This window comes from Variovorax sp. PMC12 (assembly GCF_003019815.1).
Taxonomy (GTDB): domain Bacteria; phylum Pseudomonadota; class Gammaproteobacteria; order Burkholderiales; family Burkholderiaceae_C; genus Variovorax.
On the sequence record NZ_CP027773.1, the window covers coordinates 1944820 to 1967387 of the forward strand.

Below are 22568 nucleotides of genomic sequence, written 5' to 3' on the forward strand. Positions count from 1 at the left end.
CCCCTTCCGGTGGAGGGCCGGGGTGGGGGCACGCAGCGCATCCATCGGGCGCTCTGCCAGCCCCCATCCCAACCTTCCCCCGAAAGGGGAAGGAGCCGCTCCATGAACGCGCCTGAACCGGTCCGCATCGGCATCGTTTCGGTCAGCGACCGCGCCTCCAGCGGTGCCTACGAAGACAAGGGCCTGCCCGCGCTGAAGGAATGGCTGGGCAAGGCGCTGAAGAACCCCGTCGAATTCGAGCCCCGGCTGATTCCCGACGAGGCCGCGCGCATCAGCGCTGCGCTGGTCGAGCTGGTCGATGCCGGCTGCTCGCTGGTGCTGACCACCGGCGGCACCGGCCCCGCGCTGCGCGACGTGACGCCCGAGGCCACGCTGGCGGTCGCCCACAAGGAAATGCCCGGCTTCGGCGAGCAGATGCGCCAGATCAGCCTGCGCTTCGTGCCGACCGCGATCCTGTCGCGGCAGGTGGCGGTGATCCGCGACAAGAGCCTGATCATCAACCTGCCGGGCCAGCCCAAGTCGATCGCGGAAACGCTCGAGGGGCTGAAGGACGCGAACGGCGCGCAGCTGGTGCCCGGCATCTTTGCGGCGGTGCCCTACTGCATCGACCTGATCGGCGGGCCGTACCTGGAAACCGACGATTCGGTGTGCAAGGCCTTCAGGCCGAAGTCGGCCATCCGCACACGCGCCTGAGCGGCGCCGACCAACGGCCGCTACAGCCGCTACTGCGGCGGAAGGCTCTTCGCCTCCACGTCCTTCAGGCACGCACTGACCGCCGCGTGCGATGCCTGCTCGTGGCAGCGCGCGGCCGCGGCACGCGCGGCCTTCTGCTGCACACGGCGCTCTTCGGCGCTGTCGATCTGGTAGCTCATGAGCCATTTCATGGACAGCGCCAGCACGATGCCCAGCCCTAGCGACATGCCCACCACCGTGGAGCGCCAGGTCCGCGCACTGGGCACGGCGGGCTCGGCCACGGGGCCGACGTCGAACGCCATGGGCGGATGTGAAGGTGAGCCGCCATGGACCCGGCGGCGCTGCGAAGCGCGCGGCTCGGCGGTGGCTGTGGTGCGTGCGGAAGACTTGTCGTAGCTGACCATCGAGCCGATTGTCCGCGAATCGGCAGCCCCCGCCGCAACGCGCCGGGGGCTTTTCAGGCTCAGGCCAGGTCGAACCTGTCGAGGTTCATCACCTTCGTCCACGCGCCCACGAAGTCGTTCACGAACTTCTCCTGTGCGTCCGAGCTCGCGTAGATCTCGGCAATGGCACGCAGCTGCGCATTCGAGCCGAAGACCAGGTCGGCGCGCGTGCCGGTCCACTTCAGTTCGCCCGACTTGCGGTCACGGCCTTCGTACTTCTCGTTGCCGGCCGGAGCAGCCTTCCACTCCGTGCCCATGTCGAGCAGGTTGACGAAGAAGTCGTTGCTCAGCGTGCCCGGCTTCCTGGTGAAGACGCCGTCCTGACTCTGGCCGACATTGGCGCCGATCACGCGCAGGCCGCCGATGAGCACGGTCAGCTCCGGTGCGGTCAGCGTCAGCAGCTGCGCCCGGTCGACGAGCAGCACTTCCGCCGGCACGCTGAACCGCGCCTTCGTGTAGTTGCGGAAACCGTCGGCCACCGGCTCCAGCGGCTCGAAAGACTGCACGTCGGTCTGCTCCTGCGACGCGTCGGTACGGCCCGGCGAGAACGGCACCTTCAGTTCGCGTCCGGCATTGCGCGCGGCCTGTTCCACGCCCGCGCCGCCGGCCAGCACGATCAGGTCGGCCAGCGAGATCTTCTTGCCGCCCTGCTGCGCTGCGTTGAACTCATCGCGGATGCCTTCGAGCACCTGCAGCACCTTGGCCAGCTGCGCCGGCTCGTTCACCGCCCAGTCCTTCTGGGGCGCCAGGCGAATGCGCGCGCCGTTCGCGCCGCCCCGCTTGTCGGAGCCGCGGAAGGTCGACGCCGACGCCCATGCCGTCGAGACGAGCTGCGCCGGCGTGAGGCCCGAGGCCAGCACCTTCTTCGCGAGCGCCTCCACGTCCTGCGCATCGACCAGCGCGTGGTCGACGGCGGGAATCGGGTCTTGCCAGATCAGCTCTTCGGCCGGTACCTCAGGGCCGAGGTAGCGTGCGCGAGGGCCCATGTCGCGGTGCGTGAGCTTGAACCATGCGCGGGCGAATGCGTCGGCGAACTGGTCGGGGTTCGCAAGGAAGCGGCGCGAGATCTTCTCGTACGCCGGGTCGATGCGCAGCGACAGGTCGGTGGTGAGCATGGTCGGCGCGTGGCGCTTCGACGGGTCGTGCGCGTCCGGGATGGTTCCCGCGCCGGCGCCGCCCTTGGCCACCCACTGGTGCGCGCCCGCCGGGCTCTTGGTGAGTTCCCATTCGAAGCCGAACAGGTTCTCGAAGAAGTTGTTGCTCCACTTCGTGGGCGTGGTGGTCCAGGTGACTTCCAGGCCGCTGGTGATGGTGTCGCCGCCCTTGCCGGTGCCGAAGCTGCTCTTCCAGCCCAGGCCCTGGGCCTCGATGTCCGCTACCTCGGGCTCATGGCCGACGTTGGTTGCCGGACCCGCGCCGTGCGTCTTGCCGAAGGTGTGGCCGCCGGCGATGAGCGCCACGGTTTCTTCGTCGTCCATGGCCATGCGCGCGAAGGTGTCTCGGATGTCGCGTGCCGCGGCGAGCGGGTCGGGGTTGCCGTCCGGGCCTTCGGGGTTCACGTAGATCAGGCCCATCTGCACGGCGGCCAGCGGGTTCTCGAGGTCGCGTGTATGCGGCACCTTGCTGTCGTCGTCCTTCACGAGCACAGCGCCGGGTTTCTCGACGCCCGGCGAACCTTGCGAATAGCGGATGTCGCCGCCGAGCCAGGTGGTCTCGCGGCCCCAGTACACGTCCTGGTCGGGTTCCCACACATCGGCACGGCCGCCCGCGAAGCCGAAGGTCTTGAAGCCCATCGTTTCCAGCGCGACGTTGCCCGTGAGGATCAACAGGTCGGCCCATGAAATCTTGTTGCCGTACTTCTGCTTGATCGGCCAGAGCAGGCGCCGTGCCTTGTCGAGGCTCACGTTGTCGGGCCAGCTGTTCAGCGGCGCGAAGCGCTGCTGGCCGCGACCGGCGCCGCCGCGTCCGTCACCGATGCGGTAGGTGCCCGCGCTGTGCCATGCCATGCGGATGAACAGCGGGCCGTAGTGGCCGAAGTCCGCCGGCCACCAGTCCTGCGAGTCGGTCATCAGCGCGGCGAGGTCTTTCTTCACCGCTGCAAGATCGAGGCTCTTGAACGCCGCGGCGTAGTCGAAGTCCTTGTCCATCGGATCGGATTTCGACGAGTGCTGGTGAAGCAGATCGATACGCAGTTGCCTGGGCCACCAGTCTCGGTTGGTGGTACCGGCACCTGCTGCCTGGCTGAAGGGACACTTGGCTTCGGTCTTGTCACTGCTCATGGGAACTCCTGGTTTTGTGCTGCGAGGGGATGGGGCAAATTCTCTGACAGAAGCAGCCGTGGGGCGAATAGAAGCACTCAATTCCAGCGATAGCGCAAGCTGGCCGTTGCGGTCGTTCGCCATGCGGTCTCCGCCGTGCGGACGCGAGCTTTATAGCGCTATCGCCCGCCCCGCCGCAATCGATCGGCCCTGCAGCCGAGTGGCATCACGCAGGGCGCTGCGGCGTGCGAATGCTCATGTGCCATGGGGTCCTTGCGGTACAGGGTCGAGCGGCGCGCCGTGGTTCTGCTCGCGTGCGTCTTCTTCCTGCCGCACCTCGTCTTCGTCGCGCCTGTGCGCGATGCGGTAGAGCAGCGGAAGCACCAGCAGCGTCAGCGCGGTCGACGAAAGGATACCGCCGATCACCACGGTGGCAAGCGGCCGCTGCACCTCGGCGCCCGTGCCGGTGGCGATGGCCATGGGCACGAAGCCCAGCGACGCGACCAGCGCGGTCATCAGCACCGGCCGCAGCCGCGTGAGCGCGCCTTCGCGAATGGCCGCGTCCAGCGGCAGCCCACCCTCGCGCAGGTTGCGGATGAAGGAGATCATCACCAGCCCGTTGAGCACCGCCACGCCCGACAGCGCAATGAAGCCCACCGCCGCCGATATCGACAGCGGTATGCCGCGCATCCACAGCGCGACGATGCCGCCCGTCAGCGCGAACGGAATGCCGGTGAACACCAGCAGCCCGTCCTTGAGGTTGCCGAACATCGCGAACAGCAGGGTGAACACCAGCAGCAGCGACACCGGCACCACGATCTGCAGCCGCTGCGTGGCGGACGCGAGGTTCTCGTACTGGCCGCCCCACACGGTCCAGTAGCCGGAGGGAATGCTCACCTTGCGCATGGCCTCTTCGGCCTCGGCCACGAAGGAGCCCAGGTCTCGGCCGCGCACGTTGGCGCTCACCACGATGCGGCGCTTGCCGTCTTCGCGGCTCACCTGGTTGGGGCCCGGCGCAATGTCGAGCGTGGCCACTTCGCCCAGCGGGATGAAGCTGGTGCGCGCGCCCTCGGCGCCCGCCCCCTTGGGCAGCGCCACGGGCAGGCGCTTGATGGCCTCGAGGTCGGTGCGCAGGTTCTCGGGCAGGCGCACGATGATGTCGAAGCGGCGGTCGCCGTCGAACAGCGTGCCCGCCTCGCGCCCGCCCACCGCGACCGAGATCGCGTCCTGCACGTCGCCCACGTTCAGGCCGTAGCGCGCGGTCTTGTTGCGGTCGATGTTCACCGTGAGCATCGGCAGGCCGGTGGTCTGCTCGACCTTCACCTCGGCCGCGCCGGGGATCTTGCCCAGCGCCTGCGACACCTCGGCCGCGGTCTTGTTGAGCACGTCCATGTCGTCGCCGAAGATCTTCACCGCCACGTCGCTGCGCACGCCGGAGATCAACTCGTTGAAGCGCAGCTGGATCGGCTGCGAGAACTCGTAGTTGTTGCCCGGCAGCTTCTCGACTTCTTCCTGCACCGCCGCCAGCAGCTCGGCGCGCGAGCGGCGTGGCGTGGGCCACTCGCTCTCGGGCTTGAGCATGATGTAGCCGTCGGAAATGTTCGGCGGCATCGGGTCCGAAGCGATCTCGGCCGTGCCGGTGCGCGCGAAGATGCGCTCGATCTCGGGAAACTTCTGCTTCAGCGTGCGTTCGAGCTGCTTCTGCATCTCGACCGACTGCGTGAGGCTGGTGCCCGGAATGCGCAGCGCCTGGATGGCGAAGTCGCCCTCGCTCAGGCTGGGCACGAACTCGGTGCCCAGGCGCGTGGCCAGCAGGCCCGACAGCACCACCGCCACCACCGCGGTGGTGATCACCAGCGGCTTGGCGGCCATGACGCGCGCCAGCAGCGGCTCGTAGCCGCGCTTGGCCCACACCATCAGGCGGTTTTCCTTCTCGCTCACCTTGTTGCCGATGAACAGCGCCACGGCCGCGGGGATGAAGGTGATCGACAGGATCATCGCGCCCAGCAGCGCGATCACCACGGTGAAGGCCATCGGGTGGAACAGCTTGCCCTCCACGCCCGTGAGCGCAAAGATCGGCAGGTACACGATCATGATGATGAGCTGGCCGAACAGCAGCGGCCGGCGCGCCTCCTGCGAGGCCGCGAACACTTCATGGAAGCGCTCGGTGCGCGTGAGCGGCCGGCCCTTGTGGGCCTGCGCGTGGGCCAGCCTTCGCACGCAGTTCTCCACGATCACCACCGCGCCGTCGATGATGATGCCGAAGTCCAGCGCGCCCAGGCTCATGAGGTTGGCGCTGACCTTCTGGTTCACCATGCCGGTGAAGGTGAAGAGCATCGACAGCGGAATCACCAGCGCGGTGATGATCGCCGCACGGATGTTGCCGAGGAACAGGAACAGGATCGCGATGACTAGCACCGCGCCCTCGAACAGGTTCTTCTTCACCGTGGCGATGGCCTTGTCGACCAGCACCGTGCGGTCGTACACCGTCACCGCCTTCACGCCGGCGGGCAGCGTGCGGTTGATCTCCTGCATCTTCCTGTCGACGGCCTGCGACACGGTGCGGCTGTTCTCGCCGATCAGCATGAACACCGTGCCCAGCACCACTTCGCGGCCGTTGTCGGTGGCGGCACCGGTGCGCAGTTCCTTGCCGATACCGACCTCGGCCACGTCCTGCACTCGCAGCGGAATGCCGCCGGCGTTGCCCAGGATGACGTTGCCGATGTCCTCCACCGACTTCACCTGCCCCGGCGCGCGAATGAGGTACTGCTCGCCGCGCTTCTCGATGTAGCCCGCGCCCACGTTGGCGTTGTTGCGCTCCAGCGCGGTGACCATGTCGGTCATGGTGAGGCCGTGGGCCAGCAGCTTGGCCGGGTCGGGCGAGATCTGGAACTCCTTGGCGTAGCCGCCGATGGAGTTGATCTCGGTCACGCCCGCCACGTTGCGCAGCTGCGGCTTGATGATCCAGTCCTGTATCTCGCGCAGGTCGGTGGGCGAATAGGGCTTGCCGTCTGCCTTTTTCGCGCCCTCTTCCGCTTCCACGGTCCACAGGTAGATTTCGCCCAGGCCGGTCGAGATGGGCCCGATCACCGGCGATATGCCGCTGGGCATGCTTTCGCGCGCCGACTGTATGCGCTCGTTGACGAGCTGCCGCGCGAAGTAGATGTCGGTGCCGTCCTTGAAGATCACGGTGACCTGCGAGAGGCCGTAGCGCGACAGCGAGCGCGTCTGCTGCAGCCCCGGCAGGCCGGCCATGACGGTCTCGATCGGGTAAGTCACGCGCTGCTCGGTCTCCAGCGGGGAGTAGCCGGGCGCGGCGGTGTTGATCTGCACCTGCACGTTGGTGATGTCTGGCACCGCGTCGATGGGCAGCTTCTGATAGCTGAAGATGCCCAGCGCCGCCATGCCCAGCACGGCAAGCAGGATCAGCCAGCGCTGCTCGATGGAGAAGCGGATGATGCGTTCGAACATGCGGGCTTCCTCAGTGGGTGTGCGTGGCGGAGCTCTTGCCCTGCTGCGACTTCACGACGAAGCTGCCGCTCGCGGCATAGGCCGCGCCGGGCTTGAGGCCGCTGGTGACCTCGATGCGCTGGGCGTCGCTGCGCCCGGTCTGCACATGCTGCGGCACGAAGCCGCCGGGCACGCGCAGGAACACGGTGGGCTTGTCTTCGACAGTCTGCACCGCCTCGGCCGAAACCGTCACGGGCGCGTCCACTTCGGAGGCCACGAGCTCGACGTTCACGAACAGCCCCGGGCGCCACACGCGCTGCGGGTTGGTCAGCGTGACGCGCGCGGTGGCGGTGCGCGTCTGCGCGCCGATGAGCGAACCCACGTAAGACACCTTGCCCGTGGCCGTCTGGCCCAGGGCGCTGGAGCGGATGCTCACCGGCTCGCCGATGCGCACCAGGTTCAGGTTGTTGGCCGCCACGCTGATCTCGGCCCACACCGTCGACAGGTCGGAGATGGTGAACACATTCACTGCTTCCCCCACCGATTCGCCGAGCGAGATGTGCTTCTCGACCACCATGCCGTCGAAGGGTGCGCGCAGCTCGTAGCGGCCTAGCGCCGACGAAGATGGCGCGGCGCCCAGCGCCAGCAGCTTCTGGTTGGCATTGGCCACAGCGATCTGCGCCTCCTGCATCAGCTGCTGCGCCTGCAGGTAGTCCTGCTCGGGCGAGATCTTTTCTTCCCAGAGCTTCTTCTCGCGCTCGTAGGTGGTGCGCGCCAGCGCGAGCCGGCGCTGCGCCGACTGCAGCTCGCTGCGCTGCTCCGACAGCGCCGGGCTCGAAATCACGGCCAGCACCTGGCCGCGCTTGACCTCCTGGCCCAGGTTGGCCGACACGCTGTCGACCACGCCCGCCACGCGCGGCACCACGTGGGCCGTGCGGTCTTCGTTGAACTTGATCTCGCCGGGCAGTTGCAGCGACAACTTGATGCGCGCGGGGCCCGCGCTTTCGATGGTCATGTCGGCCGCCTTGATCTGCGCGTCGGTGAAGGCGATCTTTTCTTCCTCTTCCTCGTGGCCGGCGGGCTCCTTTTTCGCCTCCTGCTTGCCTTCCTCGTGGTGCTCGGTGTCGGCGTGGCCCTTGGCTTCACCGTGGCTGTGGTCGTGGTCTTTGCCCTCTTCCTTGGCTTCCTGCTTGCCGTGAGCCTTGCCTTCTTCGTGGTGCTCGCCGTCGCCGTGGCCGGCCTCTTCCGAGTGGCCTGCGGCCTCCGGCTTGGCGGGTGCTGAGCGAAGGATCAGCGCGCCGGCGCCAAGCCCCACCACGAGGACGACGACGATGGCCATCCACTGCTTCTTGCCGACGCGTTCTTTGAACGAGCCGCGGTTTTCTGTGTTCATGATCTGTTGCCTTGCTTGTCAGCGCGCCACGGGCGCCGCGGGTGTCACGGGAGAAATGTCGTCGCCTTCGTTGCCGAGCAGCCGGTCGAGTTCGCCGGCCGCACGGTGCGCATCGGCCAGCGCGAGCAGGTACTGCGCGCGCACCTGGAACAGCGTGCGCTGCGCATCCAGCGCCTCCAGGAAGCTGAACTTGCCCAGCTCGAAGCCCTTGGTCGCGGCCTTGTAGGCGGTCTCGGCACCGGGCAGCGCGTCGTGCTGCAGCGTCTGCGCGGTGGCGCGCGCGGAGCGCAGCCGTTCGGTGGCCTGCGCCACCTCGGTGCCCAGTTGCAGCTCGGCGGCAGCGAGGTCGTCGCGCGCCTTTTCCTCGCGGCTCAGGGCCTCGGCCACGTTGCCGCGGTTGGTGTCGAAGATGGGCAGCGGCACCGACAGGCCCACCACCACCTGGTTGCGCCGGCTGCCGCCGGCCTCGCCGTCGGAAGCCGGCACGCGCTTGGCACCGAGCGACACGGTCACGTCGGGAATGCGCTTGGCCTGCTCCAGGTCGGACAGTGCCTTGCGCCGCTCGACCTCGAGCCGCGCCTGCACCACCACGGGCGCCGCGGCAATGCGCACGCTCAAGTCTTGCGACGCCGCCATCGCGGGCAACTGGTCGACCGCGCCCTCCACCTGCGTGAAGCGCGGATCGGGGTTGCCCCACAGCGCGGCCAGTTGCTGGCGGGCCGAGCGCAGCGTGCCTTCGGCCTGCAGCAGCTCCACGCGCGTACCCGCCTCGGCCACGCGCGCCCTGGTTTCTTCCAGCGGCGACACCTTGCCGGCGGCCACGCGATTGGTGGCCGCGCGGGTCGCGGTCTGCGCGAGGCCCACGGAATCCTGCGCGAGCCGCAGGCGCTCCTGCGCGGTCAGCACGTCGAAGAAGGCGGTGACGGTCGCGGCGCGGATCTCGGCGCGTCGCCCCGCCAGCGCGGACGCGGCCTGGTCGCGCGCGCGCTCGGCGGCCGTCACGCGGGCAGAGCGCTTGCCGCCGAGCTCGATCGGCTGGCTCAGCTGCAAGGTGGTGGTGCGGTTGTCGCGGCGCAGGTCTTCCAGCTGTGCGTCCAACGTGGGGTTGGGCCAGGCGCCGGCCTGCACGATGGCGGCCTCGGTGGCGTCCTGCTCGCGCGACGCGGCGGCAAGGCCGGGGTTGGCGCGCAGTGCCATCGCAACCGCGCTGCGCAGGGTCAGCGGGCCCGTGGACTCCAGTGTCCTGGTGGCCGCGCGCGAAGACGCCTGCGGCGAAGCCGAAGAGGAACCGGCCGAGGCCGGAACGGACGGCGTGACTTGTTGTGAATATGCCGGGGGCACCGCCATGGCCAATACGGCCAGCGGCACGAAGAGCGTGCGCATCGAATTCTCCTGGGTTGCGAAACAACGGACGGACGAATTCGGCGAGAGCTCAGCTGATGGTGTGGATCAGAAGTCGGGTGTGTTCTCTCGCCGAATCAGAAGGCGAGAGACCAGTCGGGACGGACCGGAACGTCGGAGATGTGCGAGTCGAAGCGCTCGGCCGCCATGACGCGCAGCGGCTGTGCAATGCGCCGCGCGGACAGCACGGGCTCCGGCGTGCCTTCGACGTGCTGCGCGTAGCCCGAATGGCAGACCGCGCAGTCGCCGATGACGGCATTCGGCTGGGTGCTGGAGTTCTTCTGCGCGCCCTCGCCGCTGTGGCTGCGGTCGGTGCCGCGGCTTTCGTGCTCGTGGTGGCCCCAGTGCTGGGGCTGCATGTCGTGCTCGTGCTGGCAATAGGCTGACGCCGCCGCCCAGCTGAGCTGGAACGGAAGCAGGAACAGCATGAGGATCAGGAACCAGCGGCGCATGGAGCAAAAAGTATATCGGGGGCCTGTGGCAGTGCTTGGGCAATGCCCTTGCGGCTTGCAGGCGCCGCGGAATGTATGACACAAGGTCGAGCGCTTGTCCGTCAATAGGATTACCAAAACGTAACCATGGCGGCGAAAGTGCTTCGTTACCATTCGGAAATGCGCATTCTTGTCATCGAAGACGAGCCCAAACTGGGCGATTACCTGAAAAAGGGGCTCGAAGAGAACGGATACGTGGTCGACATAGCCCGCGACGGCATCGAGGGGAAATACCTCGCCACCGAGGGTGACTACGCTCTGGTTCTGCTCGATGTGATGCTGCCCGGCATCGACGGCTTCGCCGTCCTGCAGGCCATACGGCGCACCCGCAACGTGCCCGTGCTGGTGCTCACCGCGCGCGACAAGGTCGAAGACCGCGTGCAGGGCCTGCAGCAGGGGGCGGACGACTATCTCGTCAAGCCGTTCTCGTTTTCGGAGCTGCTGGCGCGGGTGCAGGCGCTGCTGCGCCGGGGCAAGCCGCAGGAATCGACAACGCTGCGGCTGGCCGACCTGGAGCTCGACCTCGTCAGCCGCAAGTGCTTTCGCAACCGCGCGCGGCTCGACCTCACGGCCAAGGAATTCACGCTGCTGGTGGTGCTGCTGCGCCGGCGCGGCCAGATCCTGTCGCGCACCACGCTCGCCGAGCAAGTGTGGGACATGAACTTCGACAGCGACACCAACGTGGTGGAAGTGGCCATCCGCCGCCTGCGCAGCAAGCTCGACGACCCGTTCGACGTGAAGCTGCTGCATACGGTGCGCGGCATGGGCTACGTGCTGGAAGACCGCTCCTGGGCATGAGCCAGCCCCCAGGCCGGCCGCACTCCATCCAGAGCCGGCTGTCGCTCTGGATCGCCGCGCAGACCCTGTTCGGGCTCAGCGTGATCTGCCTTGCCATCTACCTCGTCACGGCCTGGAACTTCGGGCAGAAGCAGGAAGAGGAACTCGACCACAAGGCCGTGCTGGTGCAGCACCTGCTCAAAGAGGCCGAGAAAGGCGGCGACCTGCCCTTCCTGCGGCACAAGCTCGACGACTTCTTCTCGATGCAGGACGACGTGACGCTGTCGATCTCGCACGCGGGCCAGACGCTGTTCCAGTCGACGCCCGCCGTCGGAGGCCGCTGGATGCTGCGCGACATCGAGGTGCCATGGACGCAGGGCGCCACCAGCACCCAGCTGTCGGTGCAGATCGGCGTGAACACCGCGCAGGAAGCGCGGCTGCTGCGGCGCCTCGCCTGGACGCTGCTGGGCGCGGTGGTGCTGGGCACGGCGCTGGTCTCGTTCACCGGCATGTGGCTGGTGCGGCGCGGGCTGCGTCCGCTCAAGCGGCTGGCCGAGAGCACCGCGGCCATGGCGCCGGACAAGGCCAACCGGCCGATCGACGCCATGGACTTCGCGGAGGAACTGCGCCCCTGGATCACCCAATTCAACGCCCTGCTGCTGCGGGTGCAGCGCGCCTACGTGCAGCTGGAGTCGTTCAACGCCGACGTGGCGCACGAACTGCGCACACCCCTGGCCAACCTCATCGGCTCCACCGAACTCGCGCTGACCCGCCAGCGCAGCAACGAAGAGCTGCAGGCCGTGCTCGCGTCCAACCTCGAAGAGGTCGGCAGGCTCTCGGGCATCGTCACCGACATGCTGTTCCTGTCGCAGGCCGAGCGCGGCACGCCGATGCGCACGCGCGCGTCGACCAGCCTGGCCGTGCAGGCCGCCGACGTGATCGACTTCTACGACGCCATGCTGGAAGAAGCCGGCCTGCGCGCCGAGGTGGCCGGCGACGCCACGGCCGACGTGGATGCCGCGCTGATACGGCGCGCGCTGTTCAACCTGCTGGGCAACGCCATCCGCTTCGCCACGCCGGCCTCGGTCATCCGCATCGAGATAGCCCAGGACAGCCAGGAATTCACCATCGCGGTGGTCAACCGCGGCGAGCCCATCGACCCTGCCGCGCTGCCGCGCCTGTTCGAGCGCTTCTACCGCGCAGCCCAGGCGCGCGACGGCTCGACACGGCACCACGGCCTGGGGCTGTCGATCGTCGAGGCCATCGCGCGCATGCACGGCGGGCGGGTGTTCGCGGCCAGCCAGGGCGGCGAGACGCGCATCGGGTTCACGCTGCAGCGATGAGCCATCAAGGCTTGGCGTGCGCCGCATCGGCCACGGCGGGCGCCCGGCGGCCGATGAACAGGTTGATCAGCGGTCCGGTCATGGCGGTGGTCGCAAGCGCCATCACCAGCAGCATGGTGAAGAGCTCGGGGCCGATGAGGCCGGCGTCCAGGCCGATCTTCATGACGATGAGTTCCATCAGCCCGCGCGCGTTCATCAGCGAGCCGGTGGCCAGGCTTTCACGCCAGCCGTAGCCCGCCATGCGGGCGCCGACCGCGCCCCCGGCGATCTTGCCGAAGGCGGCCGTGGCCAGGATCAGCATCATGGCGCCGAAGCCCGCACCCGAGAACGCATTGGACGTGGTGCCGAGCCCGGCCAGCGCAAAGAACAGCGGCATCAGCACGACGATGGAGATCGGCTCGATGCGCTCGCTCAGCGACTTCAGCAGCCGGTCGTCGCGCGGCAGGCAGGCGCCGAAGAGGAAAGCGCCGAACACCGCGTGCAGGTGCAGCCACTCGGTGGCCAAGGCCGTGGCCAGCAGGCCGAGCATCAGCGAGGCCATCACCGTGGTCGAGGGCTCGCCCTCGGGCGCCTTGGTGCGCAGCAGCCACGCGAAGGCCGGCTTGAGCCCGAAGAACAGCACGCACAGCACCACGGCCATGCCCAGCGTGGTCTTGAGCAGCCCCTGGTAGCCCTCGCCCGCCCCCACCATCGCCACCACGAAAGCCAGCAGGATCCACGCGAACACGTCGACCACGGCGGCGGCGCCGAGCGACAGCTGGCCGAAGGGCGTGCGCGTCATGCCGCGGTCCTTGAGGATGCGCGCCATCACCGGGAATGCGGTGATCGACAGCGCCGCCGCCATGAACAGCGCGAACGGCCAGAAGCCGACACCCGCCGGCGCCAGCGTGGGATAGAGGGCCGGCGAGATCGCGATGCCCAGCGCCAGCGGCACGACCACGCTCAGCACGCCCACGTAGCCCGCCGAACGCAACTGCTCGCGCACGCTTTTGGAAGCCCGCAGCTCCAGCCCCACCACGAACATGAAAAGCACCAGCCCGAGAGTCGACAGCGACGACAGTCCCTGCAGCGACTCCCTGGAGAACAGCTGCGCATGCAGCGAAGGAAACAGCGCTCCGAAGACGATCGGCCCCAGCATCAGGCCGGCGGCCATCTCGCCCACCACGCCGGGCTGCCCGACGTGCCGGAGAACCCAGCCGCAGACGCGCGCGGTGGTCAGGATGACGATGAGTTGCAGCAGCAGGGAAGTTGCGGACATGGCGTAGCGATAACTTGGAAGCCGACGGAATTGCGGCCCATGTTAGTGCCCCACGATGACCGGCTCAACCCGACCTCCGCCCTGCCCTTATCTGGGTACGCGCATCAGGCGCAGCCCGTTCGCCACCACCAGCAGGCTCGCCCCCATGTCCGCGAACACCGCCATCCACATGGTCGCGCTGCCGAACACCGCCAGCACGAAGAACACCGCCTTGATGCCCAGCGCCAGCGTGATGTTCTGCCAAAGCACCGAATGCGCGCGGCGCGACAGGCGGATGGTCTCGGGAATGCGGCGCAGGTCGTCGTTCATGATGACCACGTCGGCCGCTTCCATGGCGGTGTCGGTGCCCGCGCCGCCCATGGCGAAGCCGATGTCGGCCTGTGCCAGCGCGGGTGCGTCGTTGATGCCGTCGCCGGTCATGGCGGCCGCGCCGTAGCGCTGCTGCATGGCCTTGATGGCGTCGAGCTTTTCCTCGGGCAGCAGGTTGCCGCGCACGTCGTCGATGCCGGCGTGGGCGCCGATGGTCTTTGCAGTGGCGGTGTTGTCGCCGGTGAGCATCACGGGCGTCACGCCCAGCGCGCGCAGCTCGGCCACCGCCGCCTGCGACGATTCCTTGATGGTGTCGGCCACCGCGAACAGCGCCAGCACCGCCGTGTCTGATGCCAGCAGCGTAACGGTGCGGCCCGCTTCTTCATGCCGCTTGAGCTCGGCTTCGAGCGCCGGCGAGCACAGCCCGCGTTCCTCGATCAGCCGGTGGTTGCCGAGCACGTAGGCCTGGCCCGCCAGCGTGGCCCCGACGCCGCGGCCGGGCAGCGCGGTGAAGTCGGCGACTTCTTGCCGCTGGCTCTTCAAGCCCTCTGCAATGGCTTTCGACACCGGGTGGTCGGAGCGGCCCGCAATGCTGGCGGCCACCGCGAAAGCGACGGCTTCATTGCCCGATGCATCCAACAGCACCGACTCGACCAGCTTCGGCTTGCCTTCGGTGATGGTGCCGGTCTTGTCGAGCGCAATCGCCTTGAGCTTGCGCGCCTCTTCGAGGTACGTGCCGCCCTTGATGAGAATGCCGCGCCGCGCGGCCGAGGCCAGCGCGCTCACCACGGTGACGGGCGTAGAGATGACCAGCGCGCACGGGCACGCAATGACCAGCAGCACCAGCGCCTTGTACACCGACTGCATCCACGTCCAGTCCATGAACAGCGGCGTGAGCACCGCCACGGCCAGCGCCAGCACGAAGACGGTGGGCGTGTAGACGGCCGCGAACCTGTCGACGAAGCGCTGCGTGGGCGCGCGCGAGCCCTGTGCCTCCTCGACGGCGTGGATGATGCGCGCGAGCGTGGTGTTCGACGCCACCGCCGTCACGCGGAACTCCAGCGCGGCGGTCTGGTTGATGGTGCCCGCGAACACCGGGTCGCCCACGGTCTTGTCGACGGGAATGCTCTCGCCGGTGACGGGCGCCTGGTCGATGGCGCTGGTGCCTTCGGTCACCACGCCGTCGAGCGGCACGCGCTCGCCGGGGCGGATGCGCGCCACGGCGCCCAGCGCCACGGTGTTGGCCATCACGGTCTGCCAGCTGCCGTCGGCCTGCTTGACCTCCGCCTGCTCGGGCGCGAGCGCCAGCAGGCTCTGGATGGCGTTGCGCGCGCGGTCCACGGCGCGCGCCTCGATCAGCTCGGCAATGGCGTAGAGCGCCATCACCATTGCGGCTTCGGGCCACTGGCCGATGATGAAGGCGCCGGTCACGGCCACCGCCATCAGGGCGTTGATGTTCAGGCGCCCGCGCACCAGCGCGGCAAAGCCTTTCTTGTAAGTGTCCAGGCCCGCCAGGCCGATGGCGCCGAGCGCGAGCACGACTTCCGCGGCCTTGAAGCCCATGCCGTCCGGCGCCATGAACGAAATCGACTCGGCGGCGATGGCCAGCACCAGCGCCGCGACGAGGCGCACGAGGCCCATGTTCATGCCGGCGATCTGCGCGGGCGCCGCGGCGGCCTGCTCGCCGGGAGCGTTCAGCGGTTCCGGCTTGAAGCCGGCCTTGCGGATGGCGGCCAGTGCCTCGGGCAACGCGCCGTCTTCGGTGGTGATGGCCATGGTGCGCTCGCCGAGGCGAAAGCGCAGGGCCTTGACGCCCGCCACCGGCTCCAGCGCGCGGCGGATTTCCGACTCTTCCACCGCGCAGTCCATGGTGGGAATGCGGAACAGCAGGGCGCCCTTGGGCACATCGGCGTTGTCTGTTGCGGCCGGGGCGAGCGGAATCGGGCCGCAGGGGCTGGCGCTGCCGCAGCAGGAACCTTCGGCATGCGAGTGGGCATGCGGCTTGGCGTGCTCGTGGTCATGGCCGTGGTCGTCGCCATGCGGATGAGGGTGCGAATGGGCGTGCGGCACAGGCCGGGTCAGAGCGTTTTCGTTCGTCATGGAATCGATTGGAAACCCTGAAGCAGGTGTAGAGTCAAACGCTCATTTCCACTCGTTCATTTGCCGCATCATGAAAATCGGTGAGCTGGCCAAGGTCGCGAACACACCCGTCGAAACCATCCGGTACTACGAGCGCGAACGGCTGTTGCCCGAGCCCGCGCGCACCGAAGGCAACTACCGCATCTACGACGAAGACCATGCCCAGCGCCTGGGCTTCATCCGCCGCTGCCGCTCGCTGGACATGACGCTCGACGAGATCCGCAGCCTGCTCAGATTCCGCGACGCCCCGCAGGAAGACTGCGGCCAGGTCAACCAGCTGCTCGACGACCACATCGGCCACGTGGCCGCGCGCATCGCCGAGCTGAAGACGCTGGAAAAACAGTTGAAGGCGCTGCGCCAGCAATGCGGCGGGTCGGAGTCGGCGAGCAACTGCGGCATCCTGCAGGAGCTGGACACCGCCACGCTCGCGCCCGAGCCCTTCGGCCAGCACGCGGGGCACGTGCACGGCGCGCTGCACGCGCCGGCCAAGCGCGCGGCCTGACCGGTCTTTCTACTTGCCGATGAGCTGCGTGAGCTTCTCGGCTTCGAAGCACTCGTCGCGGGCCGCATCGCCCGGCACGCAGTCCTTGGTGGTGCCGGAGCGATCCGACAGCTTCTCGATGGCCTGCCACAGCAGCGCGATCTGGTGCTCCTGGCTCGACGCGTTCTCGACCAGGCCGCGCATGGCCTGGCTCAGCGGGTCGTCTTCCTGCGTGATGCCGTAGGCCGAGAACTTCTGCGGCGCGGCCACGTCGGCGCTTTCACCGGCCTTCGACGGGATGATGCGCGCCGGAATACCCACCGCCGTCGCGCCCGCGGGCACCGGCTTGATGACCACCGCGTTGCTGCCGATCTTGGCGCCGTCGCCCACCTCGAAGCCGCCCAGCACCTTGGCCCCTGCGCTCACCACCACGTTGCGGCCCAGCGTGGGATGCCGCTTGGTGCCCTTGTAGAGCGAGGTGCCGCCCAGCGTGACGCCCTGGTAGATGGTGCAGCCGTCGCCGATCTCGGCGGTCTCGCCGACCACCACGCCCATTGCGTGGTCGAAGAACACACGTTCGCCGATCTTGGCGGCCGGGTGGATCTCGATGCCCGTCATCCAGCGCGCCCAGTGCGCGATGAAGCGCGCCGGCCACTTGAAGCCGTGGGTCCAACAGGCGTGCGCCCAACGGTGCAGCACCACGGCATGGAAGCCGGGGTAGACCGTGATCACTTCCCAGGCGCTGCGGGCGGCCGGGTCGCGTTCGAGGATGCACCGGATGTCGGCGCGCAGTCGAGAGAACATCGCTGCCTTTTGTCGTTATATCTATATGGGGCGGGCAGTCTATAGCCCGCCGCCATCGCTTACGGGCGATAAGGTTTTATTCGGGCAGCGAGCCGCGGGGTGGCTTGGTCGCGTCGCTCATGGCCTTGGCGATGCCGCGCAGGATGTGGATTTCTTCGGGCGTGGGCTGGGCCCGGTTGAACAGCTGCTGCAGCCGCGGCATGAGCTTCTTGGGCGCCTCCGGGTCGAGAAAGCCGATGTCCACCAGCGAGCGCTCCCAGTGGTCGAGCATGCCGGCCACGGCCTGCGCGTCGGCGGCCTGCACCGGGTTGCCGGCCTCGCGCACTTCGTAGCCGCCCAGCGCCAGCCGCCATTCGTAGGCGATCACCTGGATGGCCGCGCCCAGGTTGAGCGAGCCGAATTTCGGGTCGGTGGGAATGGTCAGCGCCACGTTGCAGCGGTAGACGTCTTCGTTCCGCATGCCGAAACGCTCGGAGCCGAACAGGAAGGCGACGTGCTGGTCACCCTGCTTCGCCAGCGGCTCCAGGTGCTCCCGGGGCGTGCGGGTGGGCGGGCCGAAGTCGCGCGGGATCATGGCCGTGGCGCAAAGGTGGGTCACGCCGTCGAGGGCTTCGTCCAGCGTCTCGACGATGCGGGCGTTGGTCAGCACGTCGAGCGCGCCGCTCGCGCGCTGGATGGTTTCCTCGCGCCGCAGCACGTTGGCCCAGCGGGGAGCCACCAGCACGAGTTCGGAGAAGCCCATGGTCTTCATGGCGCGGGCGGCGGCGCCCACATTGCCGGCGTGGCTGGTCTGGATCAGGATGAAACGGGTGCGCATGGCGGGTTCGGGAGACACGGAACGGCGGAGCCGGTAAAATGCCCCGATTCTCGCTGCCCGCATCGCCGGGCCGCCTCCGGGGTCCTCCCCACCGTTCTTCTCACAATCCAATGTCGTCCCCCAACCTGCATCCCATGCTCAACGTGGCCGTCAAGGCCGCACGCGCCGCCGGCGCGATCATCAACCGCGCTGCCCTCGACGTCGAGGCCGTGCGCATTTCGCAGAAGCAGGTCAACGACTTCGTCACCGAAGTCGATCACGCGAGCGAGCAAGCGATCATCGAAACGCTGCTCGGCGCCTACCCGGGGCACGGCATCCTGGCCGAAGAATCGGGCACCGAACACGGCGCCAAGGACTCCGACTACGTCTGGATCATCGATCCGCTCGACGGCACTACCAACTTCATCCACGGCTTCCCCGTGTACTGCGTGTCCATCGCGCTGTCCGTGCGCGGCAAGATCGAGCAGGCCGTGGTCTACGACCCGAGCCGCAACGACCTGTTCACGGCCACCAAGGGCCGCGGCGCCTACATGAACGAGCGCCGCATCCGCGTGTCCAAGCGCACCAAGCTCACCGAGTGCCTCATTTCCACGGGCTTCCCGTTCCGCACCGGCGACAACTTCAAGCAGTACCTGGCCATCATGGCGGACATGATGCCCCGCATGGCCGGCCTGCGCCGCCCCGGCGCGGCGGCCCTGGACCTGGCCTACGTGGCCGCGGGCTTCACCGACGGCTTCTTCGAGACCGGCCTGAACCCCTGGGACGTGGCCGCTGGTTCGCTGCTGGTCACCGAAGCCGGCGGGCTGATCGGCAACTTCACGGGCGAGCCCGAATTCCTCGAACAGCGCGAATGCCTGGCCGCCGCGCCGCGCATCTACGGCCAGCTGGTGCCGCTGCTCGCCAAGTACTCCAAGTTCGCCAATGTCGACGACAAGCTGCGCGCCAGCGACCGCATGCGCGCCGTGTCGGCCTCGACCAAGTCGAACCCCGACGATGCGTCGGCCGACCTCTACGCCCGCAGCACGGTGGTCGATTTCGCCGACGAAACCGCTGAAGGCGACAAGCCCGCCGTGGCCGCCCCCGCCGCGCCGCGCAAGCTCACGCGCGTGCGCCGCGACGCCGCTCCCGCCGCTGGAGCCCCCTCCGAGGGCGACACTTCCGTCAAGTGACGATGCTGGGGCCCCGCGCCGCCCACCGGGTTCGCGCCGCTCTGCGCATTGCGCTGAGCCACTATGTCGCGAGCGGGCTCACCGTGGCGCTGGGGCTGCTGTTCATCTCGGGCGGCATCCACCTGTGGCTGGGCACCCTGGCGGCCTCCACGGCCGCCACCGGCGTGATCGTCACCGCGCCGCCCGACCTGCCCGGCCCGCGCCGCGGCAAGTTCTTCCAGATGCTGCCGGCGCCGCTCATCGGCCTGCCGCTCTTCTTTGCGGTGCAGATGCTGCACACCGCGCCCATCCGCCTCGGGCTGCTGCTGGTGCCGGCCACCTTCATGGCCTTCCTGGCCATGGCCTGGGGCAAGCGGGGCATCCCGATCGCCATCGCGGTGATGTTCTCGATGATCTTCTCCATGGCCACGCAGACCCCGCGCGACATGGCCGATGCCATCGAGCGCACCTGGCATTTCGGGCTGGGCGCGGGCCTCTACGTGATCTGGGCCACGCTCGCCAACCTGCTGCTCAACGGGCGCTTTCGCACCCAGTCGATGGCCGACGTGCTGTATTCACTGGCCGCGCTCATGCGCACCGAGGCCGGCCAGTTCCTGCCGCACGACGACACCCGCGACGTGCGCGACACCCCCGCGCCCGTGCTCGGCCAGCTGCTGCGCGAACAGGCCGCGCTGGCCGACCAGCTGCAGGCCACGCGCGACATCGTGCTCGAATCGCCCCGCACGCCGCGCCGCCAGCGGCTGGCCGCCATGCTGGTGATCGTGCTCGAAATGCGCGACCAGCTGCTCGCGAGCGAGCTCGACCTCGACACCCTGCGCGCCCACCCCGCGCATGCCGCGGCGCTCATCGAAATGCGCGAGGTGCTCGAAGAACTCGCCGACGAGACCATCGCGCTGGCCGATGCGCTGCTGATGCGCCGCCATCCCGCCGCCGTGGCGGACCGGCGCCCTCGGCTCGCGGCCATCCATGTGTCGGCGGACGACAGCGCCAGCACCCATGGGGGCGGCGGCCACATCGGCCCCACCGCCGCCATGCTGGCGCGCGGGCTGGCCAGCCGCATCGGCCACATCAACGACGAGGTGCTGCGCCTGTCGGCCATGGCCCGCGGCGACGTCGAGCCCAACCTTGCCGTGGTGCGCGCCAACTGGCAGATGTTCGTGAGCCCGACCGACTGGTCGTGGCGCCCCTTCTTCACGCTGTGGCGCTGGGACCAGCCGCCGCTGCGCCACGCCATCCGCGCGTCGCTGGCCATCGCCGCGGGCTACGCCATCGCGGTGTCGATGCCGTGGGGCTCGCACGACTACTGGATTCTGCTGACCATCGTGGTCGTGCTGCGCGGCAGCCTCTCGCAGACGCTGGAGCGGCGCAACGCGCGCGTGGCCGGCACGCTGCTGGGCTGCGTGCTCGCGGTGGGGCTGCTGTCGGCGCATCCGTCGGCGCTGGCGCTGCTGGCCATCGTGACCGTGGCGCAGGCCATCGCGCACAGCTTCGCGGTGCGGCGCTACCTCATCACCGCCGTGGCCGCCACCGTGCTGGGCCTGGTGCAGGCCCACATGCTGAACGTCGGCGTGGCGCCCATCTTCGCGCTGTTCGAGCGCATCGCCGACACGCTCATCGGCGCCGCGCTGGCCTGGGGCTTCTGCTATGTGCTGCCGTCATGGGAGCGCACGCAGATTCCGGCGCTGGTGGCGCGCGTGCTCACGGCGCAGGCCCGCCATGCGCGCCTGGCGCTCGGCCTGGGCCAGTTGCAGGCCATCGACAGCAGCCCCGAGCTCGAATGGCGGCTTGCGCGCCGCGAGGCCTACGACAGCCTCTCGGCGCTGGTGCAGGCCACGCAGCGTTCGCTCTCCGAACCGCGCGCGGTGCAGCCGCCGCTGGAGCCGCTCGAACACCTGCAGGCCCACAGCTACCAGCTGCTCGCGCAACTCAGCGCGGTCAAGTCGATGCTCGTGCTGCGCCGCGACCGCCTCACGCCGGGCGAGGTCGAAGGCCCCATCAGCCGCACCTCGCAACGAATCGAGGCCGCCATCGGAACTATGCCGACCACCGGCCCCTCTCACCCCGAGAGCAGCGGTTCCACCGCCGTCGGCGGACCGATTCCCCTGCCCGACCCGTTCGACAACGACATCAGCCCCTGGCTGCTGCGCCGCCTCGATCTGGCCACGGCCCTCGCCACGCAGCTGCGCGACGACGCGGCCCGCATTCTTCAACCACTGAACGAAACCACAGCACAAGCAAAGACGACCACCGCCTGATGATCAAAGAGATACTCGCCCACCCCTGGTTCGGCACATGGGTTGCCGCCCTGATCGCAGTTCCCCTTTCTCTTCTCGCGCACCGTATCGGCGGCCTTGTGTTGAGGCGGGTCACCCGCCCCGCCCCGACGATCCATTCGATGGTGGTCAGCTGCAATTCCGCGGCGCGGTTCGTGCTGCCGCTGCTGGCGCTCAACGTGGTGTGGCAGGGCGCGCCCGACAACCTGCAGTTCATCGGCAACGTGCGCCATCTCACCGGGCTGCTGTTGATCGCCTCAACCACCTGGCTCGCGGTCAGGGCCATCAGCGGCTTCGCCGAAGGCGTGCTGGCGCAGAACCCCTCCGACGTGGCCGACAACCTGCATGCGCGCCGCGTGCTCACGCAGACCCGCGTGCTCGCGCGCACCGCCATGACGGTGGTGCTGGTGGCCGGCGGCGCGATGATGCTCATGACCTTCCCCGGCGCGCGCCAGGTCGGCGCCAGCCTGCTGGCCTCCGCCGGCGTGATCGGCATCGTGGCCGGCCTGGCGGCCAAGCCGGTGTTCAGCAACCTCATCGCCGGCCTGCAGATCGCGCTGGCGCAGCCGATCCGCATCGACGACGTGCTGGTGGTCGAAGGCGAATGGGGCCGTGTCGAGGAGATCACCGGCACCTTCGTGGTCATCAAGATCTGGGACGAGCGCCGGCTGATCCTGCCGCTCACCTACTTCATCGAGAAGCCGTTCCAGAACTGGACGCGCCACTCGTCGCAGCTGCTGGGCGCGGTGTTCATCTACGCCGACTACGGCATGCCGCTCGCGCCGCTGCGCGAAGAGGTCGAGCGCATCGTGAAGTCTTCGCCCGAATGGGACGGCCGCTTCTTCAACCTGCGCGTGACCGACGCCACCGAGCGCACCATGCAGATCCGCGTGCTGTGCACCGCCGCCACCTCGGGCCTGGCCTTCGACCTGCGATGCAACGTGCGCGAAGGGCTGATCGACTTCATGCAGCGCGAGTACCCGCAGTTCCTGCCCAAGATGCGCATCGAGAGCGAAGGTGCGCAGGAGCAACAGCAGCAGCCGATGCTGTAAGCCTGTTGCCGTTGTTC

At 68.6% G+C, this 22568-nt stretch carries 17 protein-coding genes; 7 read left to right on the forward strand and 10 right to left on the reverse strand.

Annotated features, from left to right (window positions below; all coding sequences use genetic code 11):
- The first annotated feature begins 102 nt into the window (after positions 1–102).
- A complete protein-coding gene (gene mog / locus C4F17_RS09070; RefSeq protein WP_106935010.1) occupies positions 103–693 on the forward strand; it encodes a molybdopterin adenylyltransferase in 591 nt (196 codons plus the stop codon).
- A 29-nt stretch (positions 694–722) separates the two neighbouring features.
- On the opposite strand, the gene C4F17_RS33355 is transcribed toward mog, so the two are convergent.
- The 6 genes from C4F17_RS33355 to czcI form a co-directional block, all read right to left on the reverse strand.
- Complete coding sequence (locus C4F17_RS33355; protein WP_234382685.1) at positions 723–1097, reverse strand: hypothetical protein; 375 nt, start codon at positions 1095–1097, stop codon at positions 723–725.
- Positions 1098–1156: 59 nt separating this feature from the next.
- Positions 1157–3415, reverse strand: coding sequence for a catalase/peroxidase HPI (katG, locus tag C4F17_RS09080; RefSeq protein WP_106935011.1), 2259 nt, complete (start codon positions 3413–3415; stop codon positions 1157–1159).
- A 234-nt stretch (positions 3416–3649) separates the two neighbouring features.
- Entirely contained in the window at positions 3650–6865 is a 3216-nt protein-coding gene (locus C4F17_RS09085; protein ID WP_106935012.1) for a CusA/CzcA family heavy metal efflux RND transporter, read from the reverse strand.
- Between the two features lie 10 nt (positions 6866–6875).
- Entirely contained in the window at positions 6876–8237 is a 1362-nt protein-coding gene (locus tag C4F17_RS09090) for an efflux RND transporter periplasmic adaptor subunit (RefSeq protein WP_106935013.1), read from the reverse strand.
- 18 nt (positions 8238–8255) lie between these two features.
- Positions 8256–9620 carry a TolC family protein gene (locus C4F17_RS09095; RefSeq protein ID WP_106935014.1) on the reverse strand — a complete coding sequence of 455 codons (1365 nt, stop codon included), beginning with the start codon at positions 9618–9620 and terminating at the stop codon, positions 8256–8258.
- Positions 9621–9715: 95 nt separating this feature from the next.
- Entirely contained in the window at positions 9716–10090 is a 375-nt protein-coding gene (gene czcI, locus C4F17_RS09100; RefSeq protein WP_106935015.1) for a cation efflux protein, CzcI family, read from the reverse strand.
- 159 nt (positions 10091–10249) lie between these two features.
- On the opposite strand from czcI, the gene C4F17_RS09105 reads away from it, so the two are divergent.
- Positions 10250–10927, forward strand: coding sequence for a heavy metal response regulator transcription factor (locus C4F17_RS09105; RefSeq protein ID WP_081266536.1), 678 nt, complete (start codon positions 10250–10252; stop codon positions 10925–10927).
- Complete coding sequence (locus tag C4F17_RS09110) at positions 10924–12249, forward strand: heavy metal sensor histidine kinase (RefSeq protein ID WP_106935016.1); 1326 nt, start codon at positions 10924–10926, stop codon at positions 12247–12249. Before C4F17_RS09105 ends, C4F17_RS09110 begins: the two co-directional genes overlap by 4 nt.
- Positions 12250–12253: 4 nt before the next feature.
- Here the strand turns inward: C4F17_RS09110 and C4F17_RS09115 are convergent, their stop codons facing one another.
- Positions 12254–13507: a cation:proton antiporter gene (locus C4F17_RS09115; protein WP_081266534.1), complete on the reverse strand. Its 1254-nt coding sequence runs from the start codon at positions 13505–13507 to the stop codon at positions 12254–12256.
- A gap of 87 nt (positions 13508–13594) precedes the next feature.
- Positions 13595–15916: a heavy metal translocating P-type ATPase gene (locus C4F17_RS09120; protein WP_106935017.1), complete on the reverse strand. Its 2322-nt coding sequence runs from the start codon at positions 15914–15916 to the stop codon at positions 13595–13597.
- Between the two features lie 70 nt (positions 15917–15986).
- Here C4F17_RS09120 and cadR point away from each other — a divergent pair, with 70 nt between their 5' ends.
- A complete protein-coding gene (gene cadR / locus C4F17_RS09125; protein WP_106935018.1) occupies positions 15987–16457 on the forward strand; it encodes a Cd(II)/Pb(II)-responsive transcriptional regulator in 471 nt (156 codons plus the stop codon).
- A 9-nt stretch (positions 16458–16466) separates the two neighbouring features.
- Here cadR and cysE read toward each other — a convergent pair whose 3' ends face one another.
- Both cysE and C4F17_RS09135 read right to left on the reverse strand, forming a co-directional pair.
- Entirely contained in the window at positions 16467–17240 is a 774-nt protein-coding gene (cysE, locus tag C4F17_RS09130) for a serine O-acetyltransferase (RefSeq protein WP_081266531.1), read from the reverse strand.
- Between the two features lie 76 nt (positions 17241–17316).
- A complete protein-coding gene (locus C4F17_RS09135) occupies positions 17317–18057 on the reverse strand; it encodes an RNA methyltransferase (protein WP_106935019.1) in 741 nt (246 codons plus the stop codon).
- 110 nt (positions 18058–18167) lie between these two features.
- On the opposite strand from C4F17_RS09135, the gene C4F17_RS09140 reads away from it, so the two are divergent.
- Genes C4F17_RS09140 through C4F17_RS09150 form a run of 3 tightly spaced genes read left to right on the forward strand, consistent with a single transcriptional unit; the run spans position 18168 to position 22551 of the window.
- On the forward strand, positions 18168–19226 hold the full coding sequence (locus C4F17_RS09140; RefSeq protein WP_106935020.1) for an inositol monophosphatase family protein: 1059 nt from the start codon (positions 18168–18170) through the stop codon (positions 19224–19226).
- 2 nt (positions 19227–19228) lie between these two features.
- Positions 19229–21481, forward strand: coding sequence for an FUSC family protein (locus C4F17_RS09145; RefSeq protein WP_106935021.1), 2253 nt, complete (start codon positions 19229–19231; stop codon positions 21479–21481).
- Complete coding sequence (locus C4F17_RS09150; RefSeq protein WP_106935022.1) at positions 21481–22551, forward strand: mechanosensitive ion channel family protein; 1071 nt, start codon at positions 21481–21483, stop codon at positions 22549–22551. The genes C4F17_RS09145 and C4F17_RS09150 overlap by 1 nt, the downstream gene beginning before the upstream one ends.
- The last annotated feature ends 17 nt before the right edge of the window (positions 22552–22568 follow it).